Origin of the sequence: Pectinatus brassicae, assembly GCF_014201835.1 — a bacterium.
GTDB lineage: Bacteria > Bacillota > Negativicutes > Selenomonadales > Selenomonadaceae > Pectinatus > Pectinatus brassicae.
Window position 1 is genome coordinate 12,358 of the sequence record NZ_JACHFH010000006.1, and the last position, 26,285, is coordinate 38,642.

The window sequence follows — 26,285 nt, forward strand, 5'->3', positions numbered from 1 at the left end:
ATAGACTTTTATCATCAGTATAAGAATTCCCTTTAATATATTAATATTATTTATTTATGAAATTGCATACGATAATAGCGAGCATATAGTCCGTTATTTTCCATAAGCTCAGCATGACTGCCCCGCTCAGTTATTTGATTATGCCTGATAACAAGAATTTCATCAGCGTTTTGTATTGTACTTAAACGATGCGCTACAACTATTGTTGTGCGGTCTTTTGCCAGCATATCAAGTGATTGCTGAATAAACCGTTCGCTTTCATTGTCAAGCGCACTGGTAGCTTCATCAAGTATCAATATCCGGGGGTTTTTCAAAAACACTCTGGCAATTGACAACCGCTGTTTCTGTCCACCGGAAAGGCGAGTTCCCCGTTCACCAACCAGGCTATCATAGCCATCAGGCAAAGATATAATAAAATCATGGATATTAGCCTGTTTAGCTGCTGTTATTATATCTTCATCACTGGCATCAGGTCGTCCATAAGCTATATTTGATTTTATTGTGCCATTAAACATATAGACATCCTGCTGTACTATACCAATACTATCGCGCAGTGATGCTAAAGTCACATCCTTGATATTTTTATCATCAATATAAATATTACCATCTGTTACATCATAAAAGCGCGGCAAAAGTGAGCAGATAGTCGTTTTACCGCCACCCGATGGTCCAACCAAAGCAATAGTTTTACCCGCATCAACATTAAAGCTTATATTTTTAAGAACCTTTTGCTCATCCTCATAGGCAAAGGAAACATTCTCATACGTTATCTTCCCCTTGACATTGCCGATATCAATAGCATTTTCTTTATCCTTTATCAATATTGGTGTATCCATTATTTCTACAAACCGGCAAAAACCAGTATAGCCTTTTTGAAATTGCTCAGTAAAATTAACCAGCATATTTATAGGATTTAAAAATATGCCAATATAAAGGGCAAATACCGCTAAATCGGTTGGTTTTAGCAAATTATGCGCAATTAAATAACCGCCAATTGCCAGTACTGACATATAGCTGAGACCAACAAAAATCCCACCGCCAGCGACAAAGCTGCCCATAGCCATATAGCTGGCTGTCTTTGATTCTAAAAATTCATCATTGCTGACTTTAAATTTAGCATGCTCTATAGCTTCATTGGCAAAAGACTTTACAACTCTTATGCCAGCCAAACTATCCTGCAGTGATGAATTAACACCAGCAATCTTTTTACGATTATCAAGAAAGATATTTTTCATTTTCCTGTTCTGCATAATACCAAAAGACAGCATCAACAGCATAATAATAAACAATACTGCTGACAATTGCACATTTATCATGCCCATAAGGATAAATGCTCCGACTATTTCTAAAATTGCCAGAAAAACATTTTCCGGCCCATGATGGGCCAGCTCTGATATATCGAATAGATCAGAAACCAATTTGCTCATCATTACACCAGTATTATTTTTATCATAATAGGAAAATGACAAGGCCTGATATTTTTTAAACAGCAAGCGCCGCATTTCCGATTCCATGCGCGCCCCCATTATATGCCCCCAAGTAGTAATATAATGCTGACAGGCATATCTCACAGCATAAAGAACTACCATAATTATTGCTATATAGATACAGCCGGTTATTATTGTGTCATTGCCGCCAACAAATAAAGTATGTGTAGCATAATATAACAGCTGTGGAAATGATAAGTCAACAACTGCCACCATTGTCGCACAAATCAGATCGAAAAAAAATAACCGCTTATGCGGTTTGTAGAACTCAATAAAACGATAAAAAATCCCCATCTTTTGCTCCTATTCTATTTTTAAATCTTTCAGCTTATCAGCAAACATATCCCCCAAAGAATAGGTCATAGGTGCACTCGGCTGCAAAACTTCCAAGACTGGCCGCATAACTTTCTTAAAATTATCCTTATTACGTGATAATATAAAAATTCGAGCCGTGTTTTCCGCATCCCATAACGCATCATGCATTCTGCCAACAAAATCTTCGCCCATAGCGCCTACTGCTGCTTTTAATGTTATCATTCGCTCTAAGCCCAGCATGGAGCAATACTCTTTTTGTAAGTCATACCAAGGACATATCAATAAAGAATATTCGTCTTTATCCAATTGCTTCAGTACACTTTCCTGGTCCAATTGGCGACGATCATTTTCACTCCAGGCATATACTACTATCTCTTCTTCACTACAATATTTTTTCTGCCATTGACAGAACAATTGCATTGCCTCAGCAAAATCCGGTGCATTAGACACAAGTTCATTAGTAACACCTGTCAACTCCTCATAGCGTTTAGCTATTTCATTGTACTGCGGTTTAACATACTGGCAATACTGCGCAATTTTATTGTAATTTTCATCAATTAAAACCGCACCGATTTCTACAACTTCATTTTTACAAATGCGTCGTTCTTTTTTAAATTTATTTATTATGGGGTTCATTTCTAAATCAAGCACAATATACTTCATAAAGTAATCCTTCCGACATCCCTGTCCGTTTATAATAAATGTTTCTTTTTATTTTCCCATTAATACAGCGCATTTTAAGTATTTATTTTATATAATACATCATATTATAATATATGTACATATATTATAATATATAAAAGAGGCTGTTTACACTTTTTATCATATGTAAACAGCCCCTTTTATTTAATGTTTTCTGCGTTTGTCTTTTTTTATATCAACACGCTGCGCCATTTCTGTGCGCAAATATGACCAACGTTTCATTTTATCCAAACGAAAAAATGGTGGACATTCCTGATACTGCACAGCAAGATTAAACAGTGTATTATCAACAACTACATTAAATTGTCTTTCCTTTATAGGTTTGCCATCTGCTACCTGCAAATCAAATGATTCCGTTCCAATAATAACATGATAATTCCGCATAATAATAACCCCTTTATCCCGTTAGTATCTATCAGCCGCCAAACATAGCCAGCATTGTACCGGCTGCAACTGCTGTTCCTATAACCCCAGCCACATTTGGTCCCATTGCATGCATCAGTAAATAATTGCCTGGCTTTGCTTTTTGTCCTTCAATCTGGGATACACGAGCTGCCATCGGCACTGCTGATACGCCAGCAGAACCAATAAGCGGATTTATTTTTCCACCGGATAAATAACACATTACTTTACCTAACAGTACGCCTGCTGCCGTACCTACAATAAATGCTACCAAACCTAACACGATTATTTTTATTGTGGCAAGTTTTAAGAAAGCATCTCCCGACATCGTAAGTCCCGTTCCTAATGCCAGGAAAATAGTTACCGTATTGATAAGGGCATTTTGCGCCGTATCAGAAAGTCTGTCCGTAACGCATGATTCCCTAAATAGATTCCCCAGCATCAGCATGCCGATAAGAGAAGAAATTGCCGGCAATAATAAACTTATAGCTATGGTAGTAACAATTGGAAATACAATTTTTTCGAATTTACTTACATGACGCATCTGACCCATCTGTATTTCACGTTCTTTTTTTGTTGTAAGCAAGCGCATAACCGGCGGCTGAATAAGTGGTACCAATGACATATAGGAATATGCCGCTACAGCTATGGCACCGAGAATTTCCGGAGCCAGCTTGGTTGCAAGATATATAGCGGTAGGACCATCGGCACCACCGATAATACCAATAGCCGCAGCCTGGGAACTAGTAAAGCCCATAGCCATTGCTCCATATAAAGCAACAAATACACCAAATTGTGCCGCTGCTCCTAATAACAATGTATTGGGATTAGCAATAAGCGGTCCAAAGTCGGTCATTGCCCCAACCCCCATAAAAATCAACGGCGGGAAAATTTCCATATGAATCCCCATGCTTATGGCATTCATTACGCCTTCATCAAAGCCATTATTAGGAATATTAGCTAATATACAACCAAAAGCAATTGGGGTCAATAACAATGGTTCAAACCCCTTACCAATTGCTAAGTATAATAATACTGCACCAACTATCATCATTATAATATTATTCATATTCATGACAAAATAGCCGCTATCCGACCATACTGCATGAATAGCAACAGCAAATGCGCCGAAAAATCCATCCATACTACTCATTCCTTCCACACTCAATTTATATTATTTCTACTTTTATTTACGCCTTTTTAGTAATAGAACGTATTTTTACATCCTTATAGCCATAAGCCATAATTGCCGTTGTTATAACTGCTACCAAGGTCTTATTTTCCATATCAAGCGGTGCTGCTGCCGGTACTGCAACGGGCACGGGGCTTGCCGGTGCCTGAGCTGGTTTTACTACTGTTGCCGTTCCTTCTGCCGCCGTTTTTTTCGATTCATAAACAATATCGTTGATATATTTTATAACCCGTATTACCAGGCTTAATCCAAATAAAACAGCAAAAACAATTGCCATATTTATTATCATTATTAATAACGGATCTTGTGTTCCATGCATAAGTGACACTCCCTTTTATTTTCTCATAAAGCCCAGTATTTTCTTTAATACGGCTTTTTTACGTTCAGCCGCTAGTTCATGTGATACAGTTAAATTACCACCGCTATATACAGGACTTAATACATCTTTAGTCGTAACCCATTCATCAGAAAATAACGGATACTGCATTGCTATATCTGTAACATCCTGCTTTATTTCCTCTAGTTTTTCCGGATTATTCTTATTTTTAAGTACCATTGCTATTATATGACCTAGTGTATAAAATTCATCTTCCTTAAGGCCACGTGTTGTCAAAAGTAGACTGGACAATCGCAAAATATCAAAGGATGTGCTTTCATCAGCCGTTGTCAAGACTGTTGGCTTAGTTATAACTCCAGCCAAACGTAAAGCTGCTCCCGCCTCATTGCAGGTCATTTTTAACTTGGTCAGGTTAAGTAATACCAAATTTGTATCAGTACCACCGCATAATATATCCATGCCTTCTTCTTCAAGTCCCTTTTGCAATGCTCTGGCATTCAATACAACCTGATGACAGTATTCGTTGTATTTAGGGGTATTAGCTTCCTTAAAGGCAATAGCCAATGCGCCTAAAATATTTCTTTTCAGGGCAAAATGACCTGTTGTAATAACTGTTTCATCAACTTGCGCTGCCAATTTTTTTGTGCAAAGAATTACGCAGCCTTGCGGTCCTTGTAAGGCATCATGAGTTGAAAAAGTAACTACATCTGCATAAGGAACTGGTGAAGGAATTTCTTTAGCGGCAACAAGTCCAACATTTTGGCAGATATCAAACCACATATAAGCACCAACTGATTTAGCAATCTCACCAAGACGTTTATAATCAATGATCCTAGGATAATTGACCGGTGAAAAAATTATAAGACGTGGTTTATGCTCTTTAGCTAATTTTTCAACCTCATCAAGATTTATTTTCTGTTCCTTAGGATTGATACTAAAATTAACAAAGTTAAACTGCAGGCTTTCACTGTTGCAATGGTCTTTTTTACGGCAATCCAAGGATAAAACCGTATCACCTTTTTTTAATAAGCTGTAGAATACAACACGTGAAGCTGCTGCTATATTACTGGTGCGAATACTGGCATGCTCGCTGCCAAATAATTTATTTACACGCTCAACAGTCATTGCTTCCAATCCTGTCGGTGTTTTTTCATCATGATGTGTCATTAAAGCATTGCTTAAAATACTGCCCTCCATATAGGCACTGACCGGTGAAGTATAATTTTCCTCAGGCATAAAAGACAGGGCATATTTTTGTTTTTGCAGCTCATCCTGAAAATAATTATATAATTCTGGATCAAAAGCCGCTATCGAACTGATAATTTTTTCTGTATCCATTTATAATCTCCCTTTCAAAAAAGATGTTTTATTGTTTGTTTACAACTCAAGGTGTAAACGGCCAGAAGAAAGGAATTACAACTGAACATACAATCAATGATATAATTACCAGTGGTATACCAACCTTCACATAGTCCATAAATTTAAAGCGCCCCGGCCCCAAAATCAAGGTATTTGGTGGTGTTGCTACCGGTGTTGTAAAAGCACATGAAGCTGCTATACCAACTGCCATAAGTACTGGGAATGGCGATACATGCACGGTTTGGGCAATGGAAATACCAATAGGTGCCAAAAGCGCCGCTGAGGCAGTATTGGACATAAACTGTGTAAGTCCACATGATAAAATAAACATGGCAACAACTATTATTACTGGTGAAGGACTACTTCCCATAAGACTTACAACACCATCAGCTATCATTTTACCAGCACCGGTTTTATCCATAGCACCAGCTAGTGACAGCATACCGGCAAACAAGAAGATTGTAACCCAGTCAATACCCAAATATGCTTGTTTTTCAGTTAAGCAGCCGGTAAGTACACAAGCCAACGCTCCAATAATAGCTATACTTTGCATTGGTATACCAACGGTTTTATGAAAACCCATACCTAAAACTACAATTATTAAAATTCCTGCACAGATCATCATTTTCTTAGGATCTTTTGGTTTATCAGAAACTTCTGTCGGATCAATAGCTTCAGCCATATTAGACGGACATAACTTACTGCCAATCGTAAGCATGTATATTATTGCTACAATGGCTAGCGGAATACCATGCATATTCAAAAAAACCAAAGGGCCGAAATCCTGCTGCCTGTAATGCCCCACTCATCAAAATATTAGGCGGAGTCCCAATCATTGTGATAGTACCACCGACATTGGCAGCTACTGCTAATGCCATCAATTGCTTGGATACAGATACACGAGCTGCTGCACAAATTTGAATAACAACCGGCATCAAGCAAGCTACTGTCGCTGTATTAGATGATATTGCCGATAATAAAACCGTAATTATCATCAAATACGCCATTAAACGTTTTTCACTGGAGCCAGCGCTTCGTACTACTGTCATCCCAATTTTTTGGGCTAACCCAGTTTGAAACATTGCCGCACCGATAACAAACATACCAGCGAATAATACAACTGTTGAATTGGAAAGACCGGAAAAAACCTGCTTTGGTGTAAGCACTCCTAAAAGACCTAATGCCACCGATGACCCCATAGCTGTTACTGCTAATGGAATCAATTCTGTAGCAAAAAAGAATGCTGCCACCCCTAGAACACATAATGTTAAAATTGCGGGATCCATAAAGCCTTACCTCCTAAGTTTACATATATATTTTTTTTTTCACTTAGAACACTTTCCTCATAAATTCATTATAACAACAATGGCAAGTTTATCTAGAAAATTTTTATTTGTCTAATTAAAGAAAATTTTCACTTAATACTATAAAGCCTTATATCGCAAGCGTTTGTCGCATCTATTCTTTAATGTAATACATTCTATGCGTTTTTAACATCTAATATTTTTATCATAATTTATGTTTTTGTTTAAATTATACGACATTTTAAAATATTATAATAGTGATAAAAAAATACCAGAAAATAAAATTTCTGGTATTTTTTCATCAATTAAAGCTTATTAAGCGTTTTATTGCCATAAATTGCCTGCCAGTCAGCCGCAAAATCATCTACTGCTTTTTGTATTGATGGCACTGCAAATGCGGCTAATAAAATATCAGGAGCAATTGTTGCCGTCTGTGCTCCGGCGCCAAATGCTGTATTAACCTGAGCAATATTTTTAAAGCTGGCTGCCAAAATCTGTGTTCCATATCCATATACAGCTATCATTTCAGCAAAGGATGCTATAGTAGCTGCCGCATCAATATCAAGATTTTCCATACGATTAAAATATGGTGCTATATAATCCGCACCAGCTTCCATGGCCATAAATCCCTGGGTCTTAGTATAAATAGCGGTAGCTGTAATATTAACATTTTCTTTTTTCAGTGCCATTATTGCCTTAAGTCCATTGGGTGTAACGGGTATTTTTATAAATACATCTTTATCGATTTTTTGCAAAATCGTATGTGCTTCATCCATAATACCTGCATAATCTTGTGCCAATATCTGTACATGCAGACTCTTATCAGCACCAATAATACTGCGGATTTTTTTTAAGTGGTTAAAAAAATCAATTTTTCCCTCTTTTTTTATAATACTGGGATTGCTTGTAATACCAGCAAGCGGCAATAAATCATTGCATTTTTCAATCATTTTCAAATTAGCAGTATCAATTAAATATCTCATTATATTTCTCCCTTAAGTTTATTTTTCTATTAAGCTATTATAACAAAATCCCACACTATATTACCGCTTAAAAAACTTCCATAATCAGCGGAAATTTTTAATGCCAGCTTCTTTTATGATGCTGTAAAAAGAATTCATTTCCGCTTGTGTATATAACGGCTTATCTTCAACAAAGCAATAATCGTAAGCAACATGCTGATATTTGGCCCGCGCCAGCGGATTATAATTTAATAATTCATAATTTACATTTTTATTCCATTTAGCAAGCGTCTCGGCAATAAGTGACAAATTTTCTTTTGTCGCTGTATATTTGGGAATAAGCGGCGTTCTTATAATAACCTTATTACTATACTTTGACTGCAATACTTTTTTTATATTGTTTTTTATTAGAATATTATCCATGTTTGTATATTTTTTATGCTTACCATTATCATATATCTTAAAATCTACAAACAATGTATCGATAAATGGCAAAGCCTGCTCTATTTTTTCCCAGACCGCAAAAAATGATGTTTCCACAGCTGTATAAATACCCGCCAACTGTAATTTTTCCAAAAATTTTATTATAAAATCAGCCTGAAAAAAAGGTTCTCCCCCCGATAATGTTACACCACCACCATATTTAAAAAATGGCATATCCTTTTTCACTATTGTCATTAATTCATCACTGCTATAATATTTGCTGTCCATACGCAAAGCTCCACTGGGACAAATATATTCATATTCAGCCGCATCTATCACTTTGCTGGTATCAATAATAATTTTATTATTTTCCATTGTGACAGCATTATCTTTAAGCTTAATGCAATAATTACATAAAATACATTTTGCTGGAAAATGCACAAGCCTGGCATTCTTCTCAATTCCTTCGGGATTTTGACACCATATACAGTGCAATGGACATCCCTTAAAAAAAATCGTTGTTCTTATACCAGCTCCATCATGCATAGAAAAACGCCTGATATCAAAGATCAGTGCCCTGTTCTTCATACGGCATCATACTGGGTTCTGGCGATTATTTCATCCTGCAATTTACCATCTAATTCAGTAAAATAAGCCGTATAGCCAGCAACTCTTACAGTAAGACTGCGATATTTTTCTGGATTTTTTTTAGCTTCCTGAAGATCTTCCTTATGAAGAACATTAAACTGAATATGAGGAATCTTTAAATCGACAAAAGTGCGTAAAAACATCGCAAATTTTTTAATTCCCTGCTCAGTTGCAAAAAATTCCGGCAGAAATTTCATATTTAATAAGCCGCCGTTTGACGTCAAATTATTATCGAGCCGCCCTACCGACTGTAAAACAGCTGTCGGCCCAGCTGCATCACGCCCATATACAGGTGACATTCCCCCATCAGCTAATGGTTGCTCTGCTAATCGTCCATCCGGCGTTGCCCCAACATTTTCCCCCATTGGTACATGTGCAGAAACTGTATACATACCCGTATGATAAAGTCCGCCGCGATGATTTTTATAATGAGTAAGTTTTTCTCTAAAATATTGTGCCCATTTAACCGCGATATTATCAACCCATTTAACATCATTACCATATTTAGCTACTTTATTTTCAACCATAGCTTTTATTACTGGATATCCTTGGAAATTTTTTTGCAATGCTGTTAACATTTCTGTACCAGTGATACGTTTTTCTTTATAAATTAATTGATAAAGTACTGCCATACTATCAGCAATATTAGCTGCCTGAATTATTTGTATACCCGATAAATTATAATGGGCTCCGCCAGCTGTAACATCAAGTCCTTTTTCCATACAATCATCGATCACCGCTGACAAAAACGGCGATGGCAGTAAATCCATATGTCCCTGCTCAACCTCGGCACAGGCTTTTATCATTTTTCCCATAAAATAATCGATCTGCCCGGCAAAAGCATTTTCTAATTCTTCAAATGAATCATATGTGTCAAGCCCCCCTATATCCAGCCCCATCTGTCTACCGGTAAGCAGACACTTACCATGATTCATTGCCAATTCCAATGCTTTATTTAAATTAAACATGGCAGCATCACTCCACCCAAGATTATTTCCCTGCGTAGTAAGCTCTACACAGCCCACAATGGCATAATCCAAAGCATCTTTAGGCGCAATCTGCAAAGACTCTATCATTGTATCAACTACAGCTTCATCATTAAAAAACTGCGGCATACCACTGCCTTTAGCTACAACAGCTATTGATTTTTCCAATAAGTTTTGTGATGTATTTTTATTTAAGCGTACCGATAAATTCGGCTGCGGCAACCCCAAGTCTTCCTGTGCCTGCAAAAACATATATGATAAATCATTTTCGGCAGCATTGCCATTTTCATCGAGTCCGCCAATCGCTATATTAAACCCAATGGGAAATCCAGCAAAATATTTAGCGCTATTGGTATTGCGCATATAGACAATTTGGTTGAACTTAAGCCATAAGCATTCTATTATTGTTAAAGCCTTTTCTTTATCTAAGCTCCCCTTGTCAATATCCCGCTTATAAAATAGATATAAATATCTATCCATACGCCCCGGTGAAAAAGATGAGGCATTAGATTCCATCTGCAATATGACAAATAAAAACCACAGTGACTGAACCGCCTGATGAAAACTTTCAGGCGCATTATTGGCAATAAATCCACAAATATCAGCCATCTCCAGTAAATTTTTCTTATACTGCGTATTTTCAGCAGCCATTTGCTTTAATAATTCACTATATCTATGCATAAATATTTGCGCACCATCCATAGTTATAATGATTGCTTTATAAAAATTTTGCTGCTTATTGGTAAGATTTTCACTTTGCAATTTCTGCTGTGCCTGCTGCTTTATTTGTTCTGGTCCCATTTGCAGCCATAAATCACAATCCGGGCAAATATGCCCCTGTGAATGGTCAGTTTGGTTTATTTTGGCTACCTTACTTATAGCCGAAAACTCTTCGCCAAATTTATCTTTTAAGATATCTTCGAGTGATTTTCCCTGCCAATATGGTTTTATCACTTCCCGATATGTTTTTATATCTGCTCCTTTAACATTAAACTTATCCTGTGAACGAGTTGGCAGCGTTTCCAGTTCTTTATCTATCCACAAGCCACCGCTTTCCGGTGACACAACACCATAACGTACACCTTTAGTACGATTGCCGACAATGAGTTCTTCCGGCTCAATGGCTATTTCCATTTCCTGCAAAGCAGCCTTCAACGCCAGTGCTCTTTTTATTATTACAGGTTTTTCCTCATTTTCCTGATAAATACGTGTCGTTATAAGTGCCTGCTCTATCGACATATACCGCTTTTGCCGCAGCATTCTTTCTTTTAATAAATTTATTCTTTTCTGCCTTGATAAGCTTTCCATGTAATCCCCTCCCTTTTATTATTGTTTAATATTATTGTTTAATATTATTGTATATTGTTTTTTATTGTTTTTCAATGAATCAGGAAAAAAATTAAAGACCTTTTAATATCACTACTAAAAAGTCTTTTTTCTTATATTACTTCAATTTGATATTCTTGTAATTTTTTATATAACTGCTCTGATAATTCTTTTTCTGTAATAATAGCATTAAATTCAGTAATATCAGCATAACGAAAATTACCACTATGAGAAAACTTGGCTGTTTCTGCCATCATATATACCTTACTGGCTGCCTGCAGCGCTGTTTTTTTCGTATAACCATCTTCGGCTTTATAAGTATAAACTGCATTCGCCGCAATATCTATTCCCACAGTCCCAATAAACGCACTGTCAAAATGAAACTTTTTAAGTAAGTTATTAGTAATAGTACCAACAAAACCGTCACTGCCGGAATTAAGCACACCGCCAATAAATATAAGTTCAATATTGGGGACTGATGCTGCTATATTCATTATTGCAATCATATTGGTTATAACAGTAATCTTCATACCAGCATCAGCCAATATTTTTATAAGCTCAATATTAGCCGTAGATATATCAAGAAATATAACATCACCTGTCTGAACAAATTTTTTAGCCTTTTGTGCTATGATTTTTTTTTCAGCAATATTTATATTTTTACGCTGCTGCACATTTAATAAATGAGTGTTTTTTCTTACCAAAACTGCCCCGCCATATACACGTTTAAGCAAATTTTTTTTCTCTAAAACCGCCAAATCCTTACGGATACAATCATCAGTTACCGAGAATTTTTCGCTTAGCTCTTTTACCAAAACTTTGGCATTTTCCTGCAGTACTTGTATTATTTTTTCCTGCCGCTCCTGTACAAACATAATATTTCTCCTAAAACTATTTTGCCAAATTTTCTATTTTTAATTACTTCATTATACCATATAAAAAGAAGTCATAAAAAAACCGACCTCCCATTTGTTAGATTTTTGTCTAACTTTTGGGGGTCGGAACAAAAACAATAACTTCTGTTTATGCTAATTGTCAATTATTGACAATTCTTTAAGCCGTGCAAAATCGATAAACGTCTTTTTAGTAGGATTTTTATGCAAATAATTTTGATGAATTTCTTCTGCTGCATAGAAATTTTCTAATTTTTTAGTTTCAACATAGCATTTTCTATAAGTTTTTCCACTTGAAGGATCATTCACTGTAATATTAGCTGTCGTAATAACTGGTGCTTTTCCCTTGGAGATTATAAAATTCATATACAATTGTATTATTGGCAAATCTTCATTCTCACAATAATATATACCTGTTCGATACATTCTCCCAGAACACTTGCCCTGCTTATCTTCACTATAGGGATCAATTACCGTAAATAAGACATCCAGCAATGTCGATAAATCTATTTTTTTCGGATTATATTCAATTTTTATCCCCATCACAGCATCAATATTACCATTCAGAATCTGCATATACATTGGTGCTGTCATCCCAGCATTAATATAGCCTGCTGTTACATTTACCACACCTTTTATCCGTGAAAAAACTTTCTGCAGTTCATAAAAACTGCCGCCAGAAAAATATATTGTTTTAATAAACATTTCTTTCCTTCCAATTTATGTGACAATTGATAATTACTGAGATGTATTAAATAAATCAACGCGTTTCTTAGCAGCACGCTCAATATCAAAAACTTGTATAAGTTCAGCCACTGCCTGCGTGGGCGAAATTTTCCCCATCAATACTGCTTCACGAACTTCCGGCATTCGACCATTTATTACCGGATCATCAAAAAACAAATTATGCAGATGTTCATCAATCATACTATGCACCCATGCCAATAATTGATTATCCCGCCGTTTTTGAAATGATCCCTTGGCTTTGGTTGCCGAAACAAAAGCATTTATTACCTGCCACAATTCCAGTAATCCTGTCTTTTTTAAGGCAGAACAAAGGTACGCATGGGTCTTCCACCCCTCTGTTGCCGGTCTGATATATTCAATCATTCTTTCATATTCACCACGTGATACCTTAGCTTTCAACAAATTATCACCATCAGCTTTATTGATAACAATGGCATCAGCCAGTTCCATTATTCCTTTTTTTATGCCCTGCAGCTCATCGCCAGCTCCGGTTAATACCACCAGCATAAAAAAGTCAACCATGGAACGGACAGTTACTTCTGACTGCCCGACACCAACGGTTTCTATAATGATAATATCATAACCGGCTGCCTCACACATCAGCATTGTTTCACGGCTTTTTCTGGCTACACCGCCCAAAGTTCCTCCAGCTGGTGATGGTCTTATAAAGGCATTTTGGTTGCGTGACAAAGTTCCCATACGCGTTTTATCACCAAGAATTGATCCCTTAGTAACTGAACTTGTAGGATCTATTGTCAAAACAGCTACCTTATGTCCATTTTCACACAACATATTACCAAAAGCTTCAATTATCGTACTTTTCCCGGCCCCTGGCACACCAGTTATTCCTATTCGCAGTGCTTTTCCCGTACGCACCAGCAAACGCTGCAGCACTTGCTGGGCTTTGGAAAAATGGGCCGGGTTATTACTTTCAATTAGGGTAATTGCCCGCGACAACACCATCCGTTCGCCACGGGTTACCCCATCAACATAATCATCAACAGTCAGTATTTTTCTGCGTATTTTTTTACGCTGTCCTTGTATTATTTTAGGATTTATATTGCCAACTGTAGTATCTTTTATATTATCAATTCCATCCATGACGCTGCAGGCAAATGCTTTATCATTGTCATTAGGCGCCCATTCAGGTTTAAAACTTTTATATTCAGCCATCTGTTACACCTCGGCTAACTCATCCTTGGCATCATTTATTAATAGTGTCAATAATTTTATTCCTGCTTCAGGAATATTTGTTCCTGGTGCAAATATCGCAGCTGCACCATGTTCATACAGGTAATCATAATCCTGCACCGGAATTACACCGCCAATTGCAACCAATATATCTTCACGCCCTAATTTTTTCAGTTCTTCAACCAACTGCGGCAAAAGTGTATTGTGTCCTGCTGCCAATGAACTGAAACCTACCATATGAACATCATTATCTACAGCATCCTGTGCTGTTTCTTCTGGTGTCTGGAATAACGGCCCGACATCGACATCCCAGCCCATATCGGCAAAGGATGAAGCGATAACTTTTTGTCCACGGTCATGCCCATCCTGCCCCATTTTGGCAACAAAAATACGCGGACGACGACCGGTAAGTTTTTCGAATTCATCAGCCATATTGCGGGCCTTATTAAGCTCGGTTTTATCGGTAAATTCCGATGAATAAACCCCTGAAATAGTATGAATAACCGCATTGAAGCGACCCGATACTTTTTCTACAGCATCAGATATCTCACCCAGTGAAGCATGAGCACGTGCGGCGTTTACTGCAAGTTCCAAAAGATTACCGTTGTCACGTGATTCAGCTGCATGTGTTAAAGCTTCCAGACAACTTTGTACTTCAGCTTCATTTCTTTCTGCCCGCAATTTCTTTAAGCGCTCAATCTGTGAATTTCTAACAGCTGTATTATCAATTGCCAATATCTGCAATGGATCTTCTTTTTCCAAACGATATTTATTAATCCCAACAATTGTTTCATTTCCTGAATCAATCTGGGCCTGTCTGCGTGCGGCTGCTTCTTCAATACGCATTTTAGGAAGTCCTGTTGATATAGCCTTAGACATCCCCCCCAGTGCTTCAACTTCCTGAATATGAGCCCAGGCCCGACGGATTATTTCATTGGTTAAAGCTTCTACATAATAAGAGCCGCCCCATGGATCAATAATCTTGCATACCTTGGTTTCATCCTGAATATAAAGCTGGGTATTACGGGCAATGCGCGCCGAAAAATCAGTTGGCAGTGCTATTGCTTCATCCAGCGCATTTGTATGCAGTGACTGGGTATGACCAAGTGCTGCTCCCATTGCTTCCATACATGTACGGGCTATATTATTAAATGGATCCTGTGCGGTCAATGACCAGCCTGAGGTCTGACAATGCGTACGCAGTGCCATTGATTTATTTTCTTTGGCTCCAAATGATTTTACAATCTTGGCCCATAAAACACGGGCAGCCCGCATTTTGGCTACTTCCATAAAATAGTTTTTGCCTATTGCCCAGAAAAATGATAAACGTTTGGCAAAAGCATCTATTGGCAATCCAGCATTCACACCTGTTCTGATATATTCCAACCCATCAGCCAATGTATAGCCAAGTTCAATATCAGCAGTCGCTCCGGCTTCCTGCATATGATAGCCGGAAATTGATATACTGTTGAATTTCGGCATATATTTTGTTGTATATTCAAAAATATCACCAATTATACGCATGGACATTTCTGGCGGATAAATATAGGTATTACGAACCATAAATTCTTTTAAGATATCATTTTGAATTGTTCCGGCCATAACGCTTTTATCAACGCCCTGTTCTTCACCCGACAATATATAAAACGCCATTATTGGCAGTACCGCCCCATTCATTGTCATGGAAACCGACATTTGGTCAAGTGGTATGCCACTGAATAAAATACGCATATCCAAAATAGAATCGATAGCAACACCCGCCTTACCAACATCACCCAAAACACGTGGGTTATCTGAATCATAACCACGATGTGTTGGCAAATCAAATGCTATAGAAAGACCTTTTTGACCGGCTGCCAAATTACGACGGTAAAACGCATTAGATTCTTCAGCTGTAGAAAAACCAGCATATTGACGCACAGTCCAGGGACGAAATACATACATTGTAGAGTATGGTCCGCGCAAACATGGCGGAATACCGCTGGCAAAATCGAGATGATTCATATGATTATACTCATCAAAATTATATATTGGCTTTATTGGAATATGTTCCATGGTTTTGCCCACAAGCGCATCATAACTCATACCCGTTTCTTTTTCCAAGCGTTTTATCCATTCTTCCTGCGAATGCTCAGCGGCTTTACCGCCAAGACTTATTTTACTAAAATCAGGATTTTGAAAAGTCATTATTCAACCATACCTTTCTTCTTCTGCAGGAACTGCAAAATCTTATAACAGTTAGCTTTGACAGAAATAAAATCATCAACACCAGCTTCACGATACGTAGTTTCTAAATCTTTTGGCGCCGCCCCAGCCAGATAAACAGTAGTCTGTGGCAATATTTGTTTTAATTTAGGTGCTAATTCAGGCACGATTTCCGGATAAGTTTTGTCAGTGGAACATATAACTACAACATCCGGATTTGATTTCACAGCAGCAGCAACAGCTTCATTAATTGTCTTAAAGCCATCATTAGGTGCAACATCAAATGCACCTACCTGCAAAAAGCTTGTCGAAAATTCCGCTCTGGCCTTATGCTGAGGAATTGGCCCCATATTAGCCAAGAATATTTTAACATTGTCTTTATGTTTTTCTTTATAACTTTCTGTTACCTGACGTAAAGCCTCATATCTTTCACTCCAGCGATGCGGCATTATTATCGTAATTTTTTCATTTTTTCCCGTATAATGTTTGTTTAACGCTGCACGTATTTCGCCAATAGTTGCACCAGCCTGAATAGACTGAACAGCCTGTGCTAATAGTTCATCTTTTAGCTCTGCCAATTTGGCAATATTTTCTTGTTTATAGACATCATCCATATCATTTAAATATTCACCAATAGCATTCATTCTTTGCCTTTTTATTTCATCATGATCTTCGCTGCGCTTATCGAGTAATTCCTCCGTCATATTGGGATACATATTATTGCCGACAATACGATCTTTACAATATTCAGCATTTTTAAATCTTTCTTCCAGTATTTTTGTAATTTGTGATTGCGGGTATTCTTCCTGCAGTGCTTTTACTATACCGCCCTTACCTTCAATCAGCTGAAACTCTGCCCAAATTTTTTCTTTTATTTCTTTAGTTAATGTTTCCACCGCCCATGATCCACCAGCTGGATCAATAGGTTTAAGCAGACCAAATTCTTCCTGCAGCATAATTTGTACATTACGTGCTATGCGGCGGGAAAACTCATCACCTTTTCTGATAGGTTCATCAAACGGTGAATTTTCATAAGAATCAAGACCGCCAACTACCCCGGAAAATATTTCAGTTGTGTTTCTAAGCATATTTACATAAGGATCATATATTGTTTTAAAGAATAATGCCGGTTTACCATGAACATACATCCGCTGGTCTTCTTCATCGCCGCCAAATTCAGCTACAATTTTTGCCCAGATTGGCCGCACTGCCCGCAATTTTGCAATTTGCATAAAGAAATTAGCACCCATGGAAAAACCAAAATATATTTGCCCCGCTGCCTGTTTTATAGTCAGCCCACGCTCCATTAAAGCTCTGATATATGCTGCAGCAACAGAAATAGTATAGGCTGTTTCCTGAACATCACTAGCTCCGCCACGACTAAAAGCATCACTGTTAGCCATAATTGTTTTAAGTTTAGGCATGTTTGCCTGAGTCCATTTGGCCGACTGATACATTTCATCATATAAATTATTCAGTGCCGCATAATTTGTTCCCTTAGCGGCAAGTTCACCAATTGGATTAGCACCAATGAATCCATGGACATTTTGCAATGAATAGCCTGATGCTTTTAAAGCCGCTGCTGTCATTGCTAATATTGGCAATGATGATGCTCCTGCATATATGTATAAGCCGTGTTTTTCCAAATCAAGCCCATTGAGCAGACGATGCATATCATCCAAAGTAGATATACTGCAGCCTTCATCACCGACACAGCTGGCATATTGTGCATCTTTATTAGCTAATGTTGCTGTGTCAAGACGGATATTATAAATCGTTGAACCAGCGTCAATTTCATGTTTCAATAATTCGTTATTTTCTTTTGGTAATGTTTCATCACAAGATTGTGCCACACCCCATGGTTCCTGCACATAGCCATTAATCTTGCTGCCGCGTAAAAAATCATCCATGCCTGGATAAGAATTTTTTGGCAAAATAGCTTCAGACATTGCTTTTGTATACATAGGCTCGAATGTTATTCCTTCATAAGTTTTTGTATACATTTTTTTCTCAAAAGGTGCACCTTTTAATAAAGCTACGCAAGCTTCTTTCCATTCATCATAAGCAGGCGGCGTAAATTCATCTAACGGTACATCAGGAAAGTCTGTCTGTGCATCAGCTTTTTTTAAAAGTGCCTTTAAATCAACACTGTCAATATCTTCCTGTGGTTTTGTCGTATCGTTCATTATGACCCTCCTTCATATTTATAAAAAATAAAAATCCGCCTGCAAGTACAGACGGATTATAAATACAAAGCATCATAATAAATTTCAGCAAATAAAAATCCGGCCTTAAAAATAAAGCCGGAGAATATAGACCAATGCCTGAATTTACATGCATAGTATAAAATCTCCTCCCCATCGCTCGCAGGTACAAGCATCATATGATGCTATCGGTGACGTCAAAACAGGCAGTTCTCCTGGCTCAGAATCATCATTTTTTCAAGCCTTCCCAGAAAAATATCCAGTGGCATAGTTTGAAAAAACTCGTCCTTACAGTGGCGGGACCGCTTCGGCTTATACCGAATTCCCTATTAAGTCATTTCTGACACCTGTCTCCAACAATATTTTATTTTCATGTTAATATTAACTGTATTTATCATTTTTGTCAACTATCAAAAAAAATATTACAAAATAAAAAAAAAACCCGTATCATAACGATACGGGTCCAATTACTATACGCAGGAATTAAATTACTTTAATTCGATAGTTGCGCCAGCTTCTTCTAATTTAGTTTTGATTGTTTCAGCTTCGTCTTTAGCAACTTTTTCTTTTACAGGAGCAGGAGCACCATCAACTAATGCTTTAGCTTCTTTAAGACCAAGACCAGTTACTTCACGAACTGCTTTGATAACGTTGATTTTGCTTGCACCAGCGGAAGCAAGAACTACGTCAAATTCAGTTTTTTCTTCAGCAGCAGCGCCGCCAGCAACACCAGCAGCAGCTACAGCTACAGGAGCAGCTGCACTAACACCAAATTTTTCTTCCATAGCTTTTACGAGTTCGGATAATTCAAGAACAGTCATTTCTTCAATGGCTTGCATAATTTCTTCTTTAGTCATTTAAATATTCCTCCAAAAATAAAATTTTAATTTTTTTAATTATATATGTTATATAGCCTTATGCTGATTCTTTTTGTTTGCGAATAGCTTCAAGCACATAAACAGCATTGCGTATTGTACCCTGAAGTACATTGACCATACCGGAAATAGGAGCCTGCATACTGCCAAGCATTTTGGCGATGAGGACTTCGCGGGATGGAAGAGATGCCAATTCTTTAACACCAGCTGCATCGATAACTTTACCGTCAACGACACCAGCTTTAAGAGTTAATACTTCTGCTTTATCTAAATTGTTTTCTTTGATAAAATCAGCAAGCACTTTTGCTGGAGCAACTGGATCTTCTGCTGAATAAGCAACAGCTGTAGTTCCTTCTAAGTAAGGAATCAGATCTTCATAACCAAGATCAGTAGCTGCAAAACGAAGCATGGTATTCTTAACTACACGATAAGTAACGCCTGCTTCACGCATTTTAGCACGAAGTTTTGTGTCCTGAGCAACAGTAAGGCCTTTATAGCCTGTAAGTACTATCCCTTGTGCACCTGAAAATTGTTCTTTTAATTCTGCAACGATAGCTTGTTTTTCTGGACGTACTGCCATGAAAACACCTCCTCTCAAATTAAAATATTGTAAATTAAAACAGCCTGCGACATTTCTGCCGTAGGCTGTATTTATGATCTTAGCAAATAAATGCTATATATATCAAAAATCCATCAACCTCGGCAGGCTTGTCTATTATGCCGTAAAACGACACCTGCTGTCTTAAGTTATATAAGAATTATATTATTCAGCTTTAGTGGTTTTTATAACCGGATTAACCTGAATACCAGGACCCATTGTTGCAGCAACATTAACAGATTTCATATACTGTCCTTTAGCTGCAGCTGGTCTTACTTTTATAAGTGTGTCAACTAAAACACTAAGGTTTTCTAAAAGTTTTGCACTATCAAAAGAAGCTTTACCGATAGGAACATGGATATTACCAGCTTTATCAGTACGGTATTCAATCTTACCAGCTTTAATTTCATTGATTGCTTTGGTTAAATCCATTGTTACAGTACCTAATTTAGGATTTGGCATCAAGCCACGAGGGCCAAGTACTTTACCTAAACGGCCTACAGTTCCCATCATATCAGGGGTTGCAACTGTAACATCAAAATCAAACCAGCCACCTTGAATTTTAGAAACAAATTCATCAGAACCAACATAGTCAGCTCCAGCAGCTTCTGCTTCAGTAACTTTATCACCTTTTGCGAAAACTAAAACACGTTTAGTTTTACCAGTACCATGTGGTAACACTAATGCACCACGTACCTGCTGATCTGCATATTTAGGATCTACACCTAAATGAATAGCAACTTCAATGGTTTCGTCAAATTTTGCTGTAGCAGTTTTTTTAACTAATTCAATAGCTTCAGCTGCATCATAAAGCTTATCTTCGATAAGTTTAGCAGCATCTTGATACTTCTTGCCAAATTTGGCCATAATAATGTTCTCCTTTCGTGGTTAAACGGCTATTGCCTCCCACTTAAATAACGAAATCAGTCTACGATTTCAATACCCATACTGCGAGCTGTTCCTTCGATCATACGAGTAGCAGCTTCAACATCAGCAGCATTTAAATCAGCCATTTTGCTTTCAGCAATTTTTGCAGCTTCAGCACGTGCTAATTTAGCAACTTTTGTTTTGTTTGGTTCACCAGAACCTTTTTCAATACCGGCAGCTTTTTTAAGCAATATAGCAGCTGGCGGAGTCTTAGTAATAAAGGTAAAAGAACGATCTTCAAATACACTGATTTCTACTGGAATAATAAGGCCAGCTTGTTTTGCAGTGCGTTCATTAAATTCTTTTACAAATGCCATAATATTAACCCCAGCTTGACCTAATGCAGGACCAACCGGAGGAGCAGGAGTAGCTTTACCTGCGGCAACTTGTAATTTTACCATTTTTACGACTTTCTTCGGCATTCATAACACCTCCTTAAACTAAATTAAATCTTTTCAATTTGGTCAAAGCCGACTTCAACAGTCGTTTCCCTGCCAAACATATCAACAACAAGTTTTACCTTGGACTTGCTATAGTCGATATCAGTCACAGTAGCAGCAAAGTTTTCAAAAGCACCAGAATTAATCTGAACACTTTCGCCTACTTCAACGTCAATATTAGCTGTTCCAGCAACACTGTCATCACTTATTGAGCCCAAAATCTTTTTGACTTCGCTTTCAGTAAGTGGAATTGGCTTAGTTCCCGAACCAACAAATCCTGTGACACCAGGTGTATTTCTGACAACATACCAAGAACGATCACTTACGATCATCTCTACCAGTACATACCCTGGAAAAATTTTATGACTTACTACTTTTTCTTTGCCATTTTTGTTTTCAATTTCATTTTCTAAAGGAACAACGATTTTAAAAATCTCACTTTCCATTCCCATAGAATGAACTTTGCGTTCAAGATTAGCTTTTACTTTGTTTTCATAACCGGAATAAGTATGAATGACATACCATCTTTTTTCATTTTCCGTATCAATGGACATTCATTACACCTCCCCGGTACTATCGTAAAATCATTTCCAAAATTCTGGCAAACACAGTATCACAAATCCAGATAAGTGCACAAACAAATATAACTGCAATAAAGACGACAGCTGTATAAGAAGACAATTCCTTGCGGGTCGGCCAAATTACTTTTTTTAGCTCAGCCTTAACACCAGTAAAAAAATGTTTCATGTTAAAACCACTATTTTTTTCGTTATCAGTTGTCATTTTCCCATCAGCCAAACTTTTCACATCCTATAATACAGTATATATGACTTATGCTTTATTAAATATCATATTTGACAAAACCCGTTCCATTATAAATGAAACGACATACATTTTATTTTGTTTCTCTATGTAATGTATGTTTTTGACAGAACTTACAATATTTATTCATTTCCAATCTGTCTGGATCGTTCTTTTTGTTTTTATTGGTCTGATAATTGCGTTGCTTACAAACTGTGCAGGCCAAAGTAACGGCATTACGCATTCCTCATGCACTCCTTATCGATAATAAATTAACTTATATAGTTAAAATTACATGCTGTAATTTCAAAGCTAAAATAACAGCCGTATTCCCGAATAAACTTTACCATAACCTGATGGCACTGTCAATCAAAAACAAGCTTTTTTTATTTTCTGCTTACATAAATAAAACCCCATTTAAAGGGGTTAAACTTCTTTGTTGTTGGTGGCGGCGCACGGATTTGAACCGCGGACACTGCGGGTATGAACCGCATGCTCTAGCCAACTGAGCTACGCCGCCATATCATATGGAGCTAATGACCAGGATTGAACTGGTGACCTTATCCTTACCAAGGATACGCTCTACCGACTGAGCTACATCAGCATATTGGTTGCGGGGAGAGGACTTGAACCTCTGACCTTCGGGTTATGAGCCCGACGAGCTACCAACTGCTCCACCCCGCGATATGGAGCTGACAATAGGACTTGAACCTACAACCTGCTGATTACAAATCAGCTGCTCTACCAATTGAGCTATGTCAGCATATTATGTGTTTTGTTTATTCGCTGTTATCTCAGCCGTCGTTTATATATATTACCATCTTCCGAACCGGCTGTCAAGAAGTTTTTTACTTTTTTTCAAAAGTTAAATTCTTGTGCTGGTCGGGATGACAGGATTCGAACCTGCGACCTCATCGTCCCGAACGATGCGCGCTACCAAACTGTGCTACATCCCGTTGCGAACAAGATATATTATATATGTATTTATAAAATAATGCAAGTCTTTTTTTAATTTTTTTTAAAATTTTCTTTCAGCACTAGCACTTATAGGCTTTTATAAGGTATTTAGCAATCATGTAATTGGGTTTATTTCTAATTAATAGATATTTATATCTACTAATTATCTTCCAAAATAAATATAATCTTTATCTATACATTATCCATTTGAAGTAATACTTAATTTATAATATAATACATAGAGTAGTTAATATCTACTAATAATTAATGATGGGTATTTTATAATTCCGCATACCTAAATTACTATTACTATAAATTTTAGAAATATAGGAACTCTCCATTTATAAAGACAATCCATTATATAATAATACCCTGCTTATTATCTGCCTTCATAATTAAAATATATTTAGTTACGATAAGCTTTACATGATATAATTTTATTATCATATTTATTATCTATTATAGGAGAAAGCAATGCTTACATTAAAAAACTTATCTTTTGCCATTGATGATGAAAACGGTCATAAAGATATCCTAAAAAACATTAATCTTACAATAAATGAGAAAAAAACAGTCGTCATTACCGGCCCTAATGGCGGCGGCAAATCTACTTTAGCTAAAATTATTATGGGAATTGAAAAACCTACCGCGGGACAAATCTTGTTTAATGGTGAAGATATAACCGATTGGGATATAACCCAGCGTGCCCAAGCCGGTATTAGTTTTGCCTTTCAACAGCCTGTACGCTTTAAAGGCATTGACGTAAAAAAACTTTTATCCTTGGCCGCTGGCAGTGAGCTAAACTGCCATAAGCAGGTTTGCGAATATTTATCTGAAGTTGGTTTATGTGCCGCCGATTATATTGGCCGCGATGTTGACACATCATTATCCGGCGGTGAAATCAAGCGTATAGAAATCGCAACTATCCTAGCTAAGAAAAATACCAAACTGGCTATTTTCGACGAACCAGAAGCAGGTATTGATTTATGGAGTTTTCAAAAACTCATCCAGGTCTTTGAAAAAATGCATAAAACGCATAACACTATTTTAATTATCTCGCATCAAGAACGCATACTAAATATTGCTGATGAAATAATTCTTATAGCCGATGGACATGTTGAACAAATCGGCACCAAGGAAGAAATCATCCCCCGACTTGTATCTGTTGCTGGCAGCTGTGACATTTATAAAGGAGTGAACAACTAATGCCAAATCAATTAAATGACAGCGAATTACAACTATTAGAAGCTATTTCCGGCCTTACCGGCACCCCTGATGGTGCCTATAACATTCGTTTAAATGGACAGGCGCAGTCACGTGCCTCTACCCAAAATATAACTATTGAAAAAAAGACTGATGGCAAAGATGGCATTGATATTCGCATTGAGCCCAACACTATTAATGAAAAAGTATATATTCCCGTAATCATGGATGAATCTGGTCATTCCGAAATGGTTTACAATGATTTTTATATTGGCGAAAATGCCGATGTAACTATTATCGCTGGCTGCGGTATAAACAACTGTGGCTCCCATGATTCACAACACGATGGCATCCATACCTTCTATATTGGCAAAAACGCTAAAGTAAAATATGTCGAAAAACATTTTGGTGAAGGTGGTGGAACCGGCAGCCGCATAATGAATCCAACCACTGTTGTCAATATCGCAGAAAACGGCCTTATGGAAATGGAAAGTACCCAAATACGTGGTATTAATTCCACTAAGCGTATAACCAATGCCCGTATTGATAAAAACGGAACATTTATTGTAAAAGAAAAATTACTCACCCACGAAAGTCAATATGCTGAAAGCGACTTTGAAGTTAATCTGGATGGAGAAAATTCCAGTGCTAATGTAGTTTCCCGTGCTGTTGCCCAGGATAGATCACAGCAATTATTCACTGCTAAAATTTACGGCAATAATAAATGTCATGGTCACTCTGAATGTGATGCTATTATAATGGATGATGCTCACATTGCTGCTGTCCCTGAAATAAGAGCCAATAATCCCGAAGCAAATTTAATCCATGAAGCCGCCATCGGTAAAATAGCCGGCGAGCAGCTTATAAAACTAATGTCACTCGGCCTTACCGAAAAAGAAGCCGAACAACATATTATAGATGGCTTTTTAAAATAAAGAAAATGTCACGCGATTAACTTTTTAATCCGCGTGACATTTTTTATTTACTATCTTCAGCCGCCATTATTTTTTTTACTTTTGCCTTCATTGAAGGCCCTTTTCTCTTATCATTTCTTTTCGCATCTGATAATTTACCAAAAAAATCTTTTGCACTTGTACGCAGCAGATCGTAATTATCCTTATAATCCGAGCTTTTATCATAACTTACGGAAAAAACCTTATTACCATAGCTATCATAGGCTTCATAATCAACGCCTAATGAATGTGTTGTATAACTGCTTTCAGGTACCCATTCCTGATAATCCCGCGGCCGACTTATTGTTCTGCCTGGCGTCCAGTTGCCATTTCTATCATAATGCCCCGGTTCATATACATCCTCATAGCGTGTCTTGGTTTCATAATGACCTGGAACGACAGTTGTTTTGGCATCCCACCATTTTATTGTTGTTTTTATTTTTAAGTCCGTTTCCATTGACGCTGCTGTTAAAAATATATTTTGCAGTTTACTTGTTCCTTCTTGGATAACAGACTGCGCCCTGAGCTCATTTATATCAGCTTTTACCCCTTCATGAATAACTACTTTTTCTAGATTGATTTTAGCTATATCACCCAGATATGCATCATCTGCCTGCCAAACCAATCCTTCAGCTGATACATTTGCTAAATTAAAAACTAGTACACAAAGAAAAACTGCTGCTGATAAATATTTTTTCATATAAAGCCTCCTAGATTATATCTTATCTTTAACTAAATTATATAATATAACAATAAAATATGAAAGTTTTTATAATATATTTCTGTTGCAAAAATATATTATATCATTTTTTTATTATTGTAATATTGCAAAGGATGTATTTTTTCGT

25 protein-coding genes, 5 tRNA genes, 1 pseudogene, 1 riboswitch and 1 other annotated feature are annotated in these 26,285 nt (G+C 37.1%); of the genes and pseudogenes, 2 read left to right on the forward strand and 29 right to left on the reverse strand.

Annotated features, from left to right (window positions below):
• Positions 1 to 50: 50 nt before the first annotated feature.
• From HNR32_RS03220 to HNR32_RS03355, 28 genes and pseudogenes are all read right to left on the reverse strand, one after another.
• Entirely contained in the window at positions 51 to 1,781 is a 1,731-nt protein-coding gene (locus HNR32_RS03220) for an ABC transporter ATP-binding protein (RefSeq protein ID WP_183859621.1), read from the reverse strand.
• 9 nt (positions 1,782 to 1,790) lie between these two features.
• Complete coding sequence (locus HNR32_RS03225; RefSeq protein WP_183859622.1) at positions 1,791 to 2,465, reverse strand: 3'-5' exonuclease; 675 nt, start codon at positions 2,463 to 2,465, stop codon at positions 1,791 to 1,793.
• 183 nt (positions 2,466 to 2,648) lie between these two features.
• On the reverse strand, positions 2,649 to 2,888 hold the full coding sequence (locus tag HNR32_RS03230; RefSeq protein WP_183859623.1) for a hypothetical protein: 240 nt from the start codon (positions 2,886 to 2,888) through the stop codon (positions 2,649 to 2,651).
• A 31-nt stretch (positions 2,889 to 2,919) separates the two neighbouring features.
• On the reverse strand, positions 2,920 to 4,050 hold the full coding sequence (locus HNR32_RS03235; protein WP_183859624.1) for a sodium ion-translocating decarboxylase subunit beta: 1,131 nt from the start codon (positions 4,048 to 4,050) through the stop codon (positions 2,920 to 2,922).
• A 46-nt stretch (positions 4,051 to 4,096) separates the two neighbouring features.
• A complete protein-coding gene (locus HNR32_RS03240) occupies positions 4,097 to 4,417 on the reverse strand; it encodes an OadG family protein (RefSeq protein WP_183859625.1) in 321 nt (106 codons plus the stop codon).
• 15 nt (positions 4,418 to 4,432) lie between these two features.
• On the reverse strand, positions 4,433 to 5,773 hold the full coding sequence (gene glyA, locus HNR32_RS03245) for a serine hydroxymethyltransferase (RefSeq protein ID WP_183859626.1): 1,341 nt from the start codon (positions 5,771 to 5,773) through the stop codon (positions 4,433 to 4,435).
• Positions 5,774 to 5,819: 46 nt separating this feature from the next.
• Positions 5,820 to 7,080, reverse strand: a pseudogene (locus HNR32_RS03250) (SLC13 family permease).
• A gap of 323 nt (positions 7,081 to 7,403) precedes the next feature.
• Positions 7,404 to 8,081 (reverse strand): fructose-6-phosphate aldolase, encoded by a 678-nt coding sequence (locus HNR32_RS03255; protein WP_183859627.1) that lies wholly within the window; start codon positions 8,079 to 8,081, stop codon positions 7,404 to 7,406.
• Between the two features lie 84 nt (positions 8,082 to 8,165).
• Positions 8,166 to 9,071, reverse strand: coding sequence for a glycyl-radical enzyme activating protein (locus tag HNR32_RS03260; RefSeq protein WP_183859629.1), 906 nt, complete (start codon positions 9,069 to 9,071; stop codon positions 8,166 to 8,168).
• Positions 9,068 to 11,425, reverse strand: a complete 2,358-nt coding sequence (locus tag HNR32_RS03265) for a glycyl radical protein (protein ID WP_183859631.1) — start codon at positions 11,423 to 11,425, stop codon at positions 9,068 to 9,070. The genes HNR32_RS03260 and HNR32_RS03265 overlap by 4 nt, the downstream gene beginning before the upstream one ends.
• Before the next feature lie 131 nt (positions 11,426 to 11,556).
• A complete protein-coding gene (locus tag HNR32_RS03270; RefSeq protein ID WP_183859633.1) occupies positions 11,557 to 12,318 on the reverse strand; it encodes a DeoR/GlpR family DNA-binding transcription regulator in 762 nt (253 codons plus the stop codon).
• A 153-nt stretch (positions 12,319 to 12,471) separates the two neighbouring features.
• Positions 12,472 to 13,041, reverse strand: coding sequence for a peptide-methionine (S)-S-oxide reductase MsrA (gene msrA / locus HNR32_RS03275; protein WP_183859635.1), 570 nt, complete (start codon positions 13,039 to 13,041; stop codon positions 12,472 to 12,474).
• A 33-nt stretch (positions 13,042 to 13,074) separates the two neighbouring features.
• The gene (meaB, locus tag HNR32_RS03280) at positions 13,075 to 14,256 is read right to left on the reverse strand and encodes a methylmalonyl Co-A mutase-associated GTPase MeaB (protein ID WP_183859637.1); all 1,182 of its coding nucleotides are present in this window, start codon (positions 14,254 to 14,256) and stop codon (positions 13,075 to 13,077) included.
• Positions 14,257 to 14,259: 3 nt separating this feature from the next.
• On the reverse strand, positions 14,260 to 16,461 hold the full coding sequence (gene scpA, locus HNR32_RS03285; RefSeq protein ID WP_221300548.1) for a methylmalonyl-CoA mutase: 2,202 nt from the start codon (positions 16,459 to 16,461) through the stop codon (positions 14,260 to 14,262).
• On the reverse strand, positions 16,461 to 18,665 hold the full coding sequence (locus HNR32_RS03290) for a methylmalonyl-CoA mutase family protein (RefSeq protein WP_183859639.1): 2,205 nt from the start codon (positions 18,663 to 18,665) through the stop codon (positions 16,461 to 16,463). Before HNR32_RS03290 ends, scpA begins: the two co-directional genes overlap by 1 nt.
• Positions 18,631 to 18,819, reverse strand: a complete 189-nt coding sequence (locus HNR32_RS03295; RefSeq protein WP_183859641.1) for a hypothetical protein — start codon at positions 18,817 to 18,819, stop codon at positions 18,631 to 18,633. Before HNR32_RS03295 ends, HNR32_RS03290 begins: the two co-directional genes overlap by 35 nt.
• A 52-nt stretch (positions 18,820 to 18,871) precedes the next feature.
• Positions 18,872 to 19,049, reverse strand: a riboswitch (cobalamin riboswitch).
• A gap of 122 nt (positions 19,050 to 19,171) precedes the next feature.
• Positions 19,172 to 19,540 (reverse strand): 50S ribosomal protein L7/L12, encoded by a 369-nt coding sequence (rplL, locus tag HNR32_RS03300; RefSeq protein ID WP_183859643.1) that lies wholly within the window; start codon positions 19,538 to 19,540, stop codon positions 19,172 to 19,174.
• Between the two features lie 58 nt (positions 19,541 to 19,598).
• Positions 19,599 to 20,138, reverse strand: coding sequence for a 50S ribosomal protein L10 (gene rplJ, locus HNR32_RS03305; RefSeq protein WP_183859645.1), 540 nt, complete (start codon positions 20,136 to 20,138; stop codon positions 19,599 to 19,601).
• A gap of 25 nt (positions 20,139 to 20,163) precedes the next feature.
• Positions 20,164 to 20,323 (reverse strand) — a sequence feature (ribosomal protein L10 leader region).
• Positions 20,322 to 21,023, reverse strand: coding sequence for a 50S ribosomal protein L1 (gene rplA / locus HNR32_RS03310; protein ID WP_183859647.1), 702 nt, complete (start codon positions 21,021 to 21,023; stop codon positions 20,322 to 20,324). It overlaps the preceding feature by 2 nt.
• A 56-nt stretch (positions 21,024 to 21,079) precedes the next feature.
• Positions 21,080 to 21,505, reverse strand: coding sequence for a 50S ribosomal protein L11 (gene rplK, locus HNR32_RS03315; RefSeq protein WP_183859649.1), 426 nt, complete (start codon positions 21,503 to 21,505; stop codon positions 21,080 to 21,082).
• A gap of 23 nt (positions 21,506 to 21,528) precedes the next feature.
• On the reverse strand, positions 21,529 to 22,077 hold the full coding sequence (gene nusG / locus HNR32_RS03320) for a transcription termination/antitermination protein NusG (protein ID WP_183859651.1): 549 nt from the start codon (positions 22,075 to 22,077) through the stop codon (positions 21,529 to 21,531).
• A 19-nt stretch (positions 22,078 to 22,096) separates the two neighbouring features.
• Positions 22,097 to 22,306 (reverse strand): preprotein translocase subunit SecE, encoded by a 210-nt coding sequence (gene secE / locus HNR32_RS03325; RefSeq protein ID WP_231038043.1) that lies wholly within the window; start codon positions 22,304 to 22,306, stop codon positions 22,097 to 22,099.
• A 112-nt stretch (positions 22,307 to 22,418) separates the two neighbouring features.
• The gene (gene rpmG, locus HNR32_RS03330) at positions 22,419 to 22,568 is read right to left on the reverse strand and encodes a 50S ribosomal protein L33 (protein ID WP_183859653.1); all 150 of its coding nucleotides are present in this window, start codon (positions 22,566 to 22,568) and stop codon (positions 22,419 to 22,421) included.
• Positions 22,569 to 22,767: 199 nt separating this feature from the next.
• Positions 22,768 to 22,844: transfer RNA gene (locus HNR32_RS03335), tRNA-Met, on the reverse strand.
• A gap of 8 nt (positions 22,845 to 22,852) precedes the next feature.
• Positions 22,853 to 22,928: transfer RNA gene (locus HNR32_RS03340), tRNA-Thr, on the reverse strand.
• Between the two features lie 4 nt (positions 22,929 to 22,932).
• A tRNA-Met gene (locus HNR32_RS03345) sits at positions 22,933 to 23,008 on the reverse strand.
• 3 nt (positions 23,009 to 23,011) lie between these two features.
• Positions 23,012 to 23,087: transfer RNA gene (locus HNR32_RS03350), tRNA-Thr, on the reverse strand.
• Positions 23,088 to 23,203: 116 nt separating this feature from the next.
• Positions 23,204 to 23,280 (reverse strand) — tRNA-Pro (locus HNR32_RS03355).
• A 475-nt stretch (positions 23,281 to 23,755) separates the two neighbouring features.
• Between HNR32_RS03355 and HNR32_RS03360 the strand changes: the two genes are divergently transcribed.
• Together HNR32_RS03360 and HNR32_RS03365 are read left to right on the forward strand one after the other, a co-directional pair.
• Positions 23,756 to 24,487 carry an ABC transporter ATP-binding protein gene (locus tag HNR32_RS03360; RefSeq protein ID WP_183859655.1) on the forward strand — a complete coding sequence of 244 codons (732 nt, stop codon included), beginning with the start codon at positions 23,756 to 23,758 and terminating at the stop codon, positions 24,485 to 24,487.
• Positions 24,487 to 25,419 carry a SufB/SufD family protein gene (locus tag HNR32_RS03365; RefSeq protein WP_183859657.1) on the forward strand — a complete coding sequence of 311 codons (933 nt, stop codon included), beginning with the start codon at positions 24,487 to 24,489 and terminating at the stop codon, positions 25,417 to 25,419. Before HNR32_RS03360 ends, HNR32_RS03365 begins: the two co-directional genes overlap by 1 nt.
• 43 nt (positions 25,420 to 25,462) lie before the next feature.
• On the opposite strand, the gene HNR32_RS03370 is transcribed toward HNR32_RS03365, so the two are convergent.
• A complete protein-coding gene (locus HNR32_RS03370; protein ID WP_183859659.1) occupies positions 25,463 to 26,137 on the reverse strand; it encodes a hypothetical protein in 675 nt (224 codons plus the stop codon).
• Positions 26,138 to 26,285 lie beyond the last annotated feature (148 nt).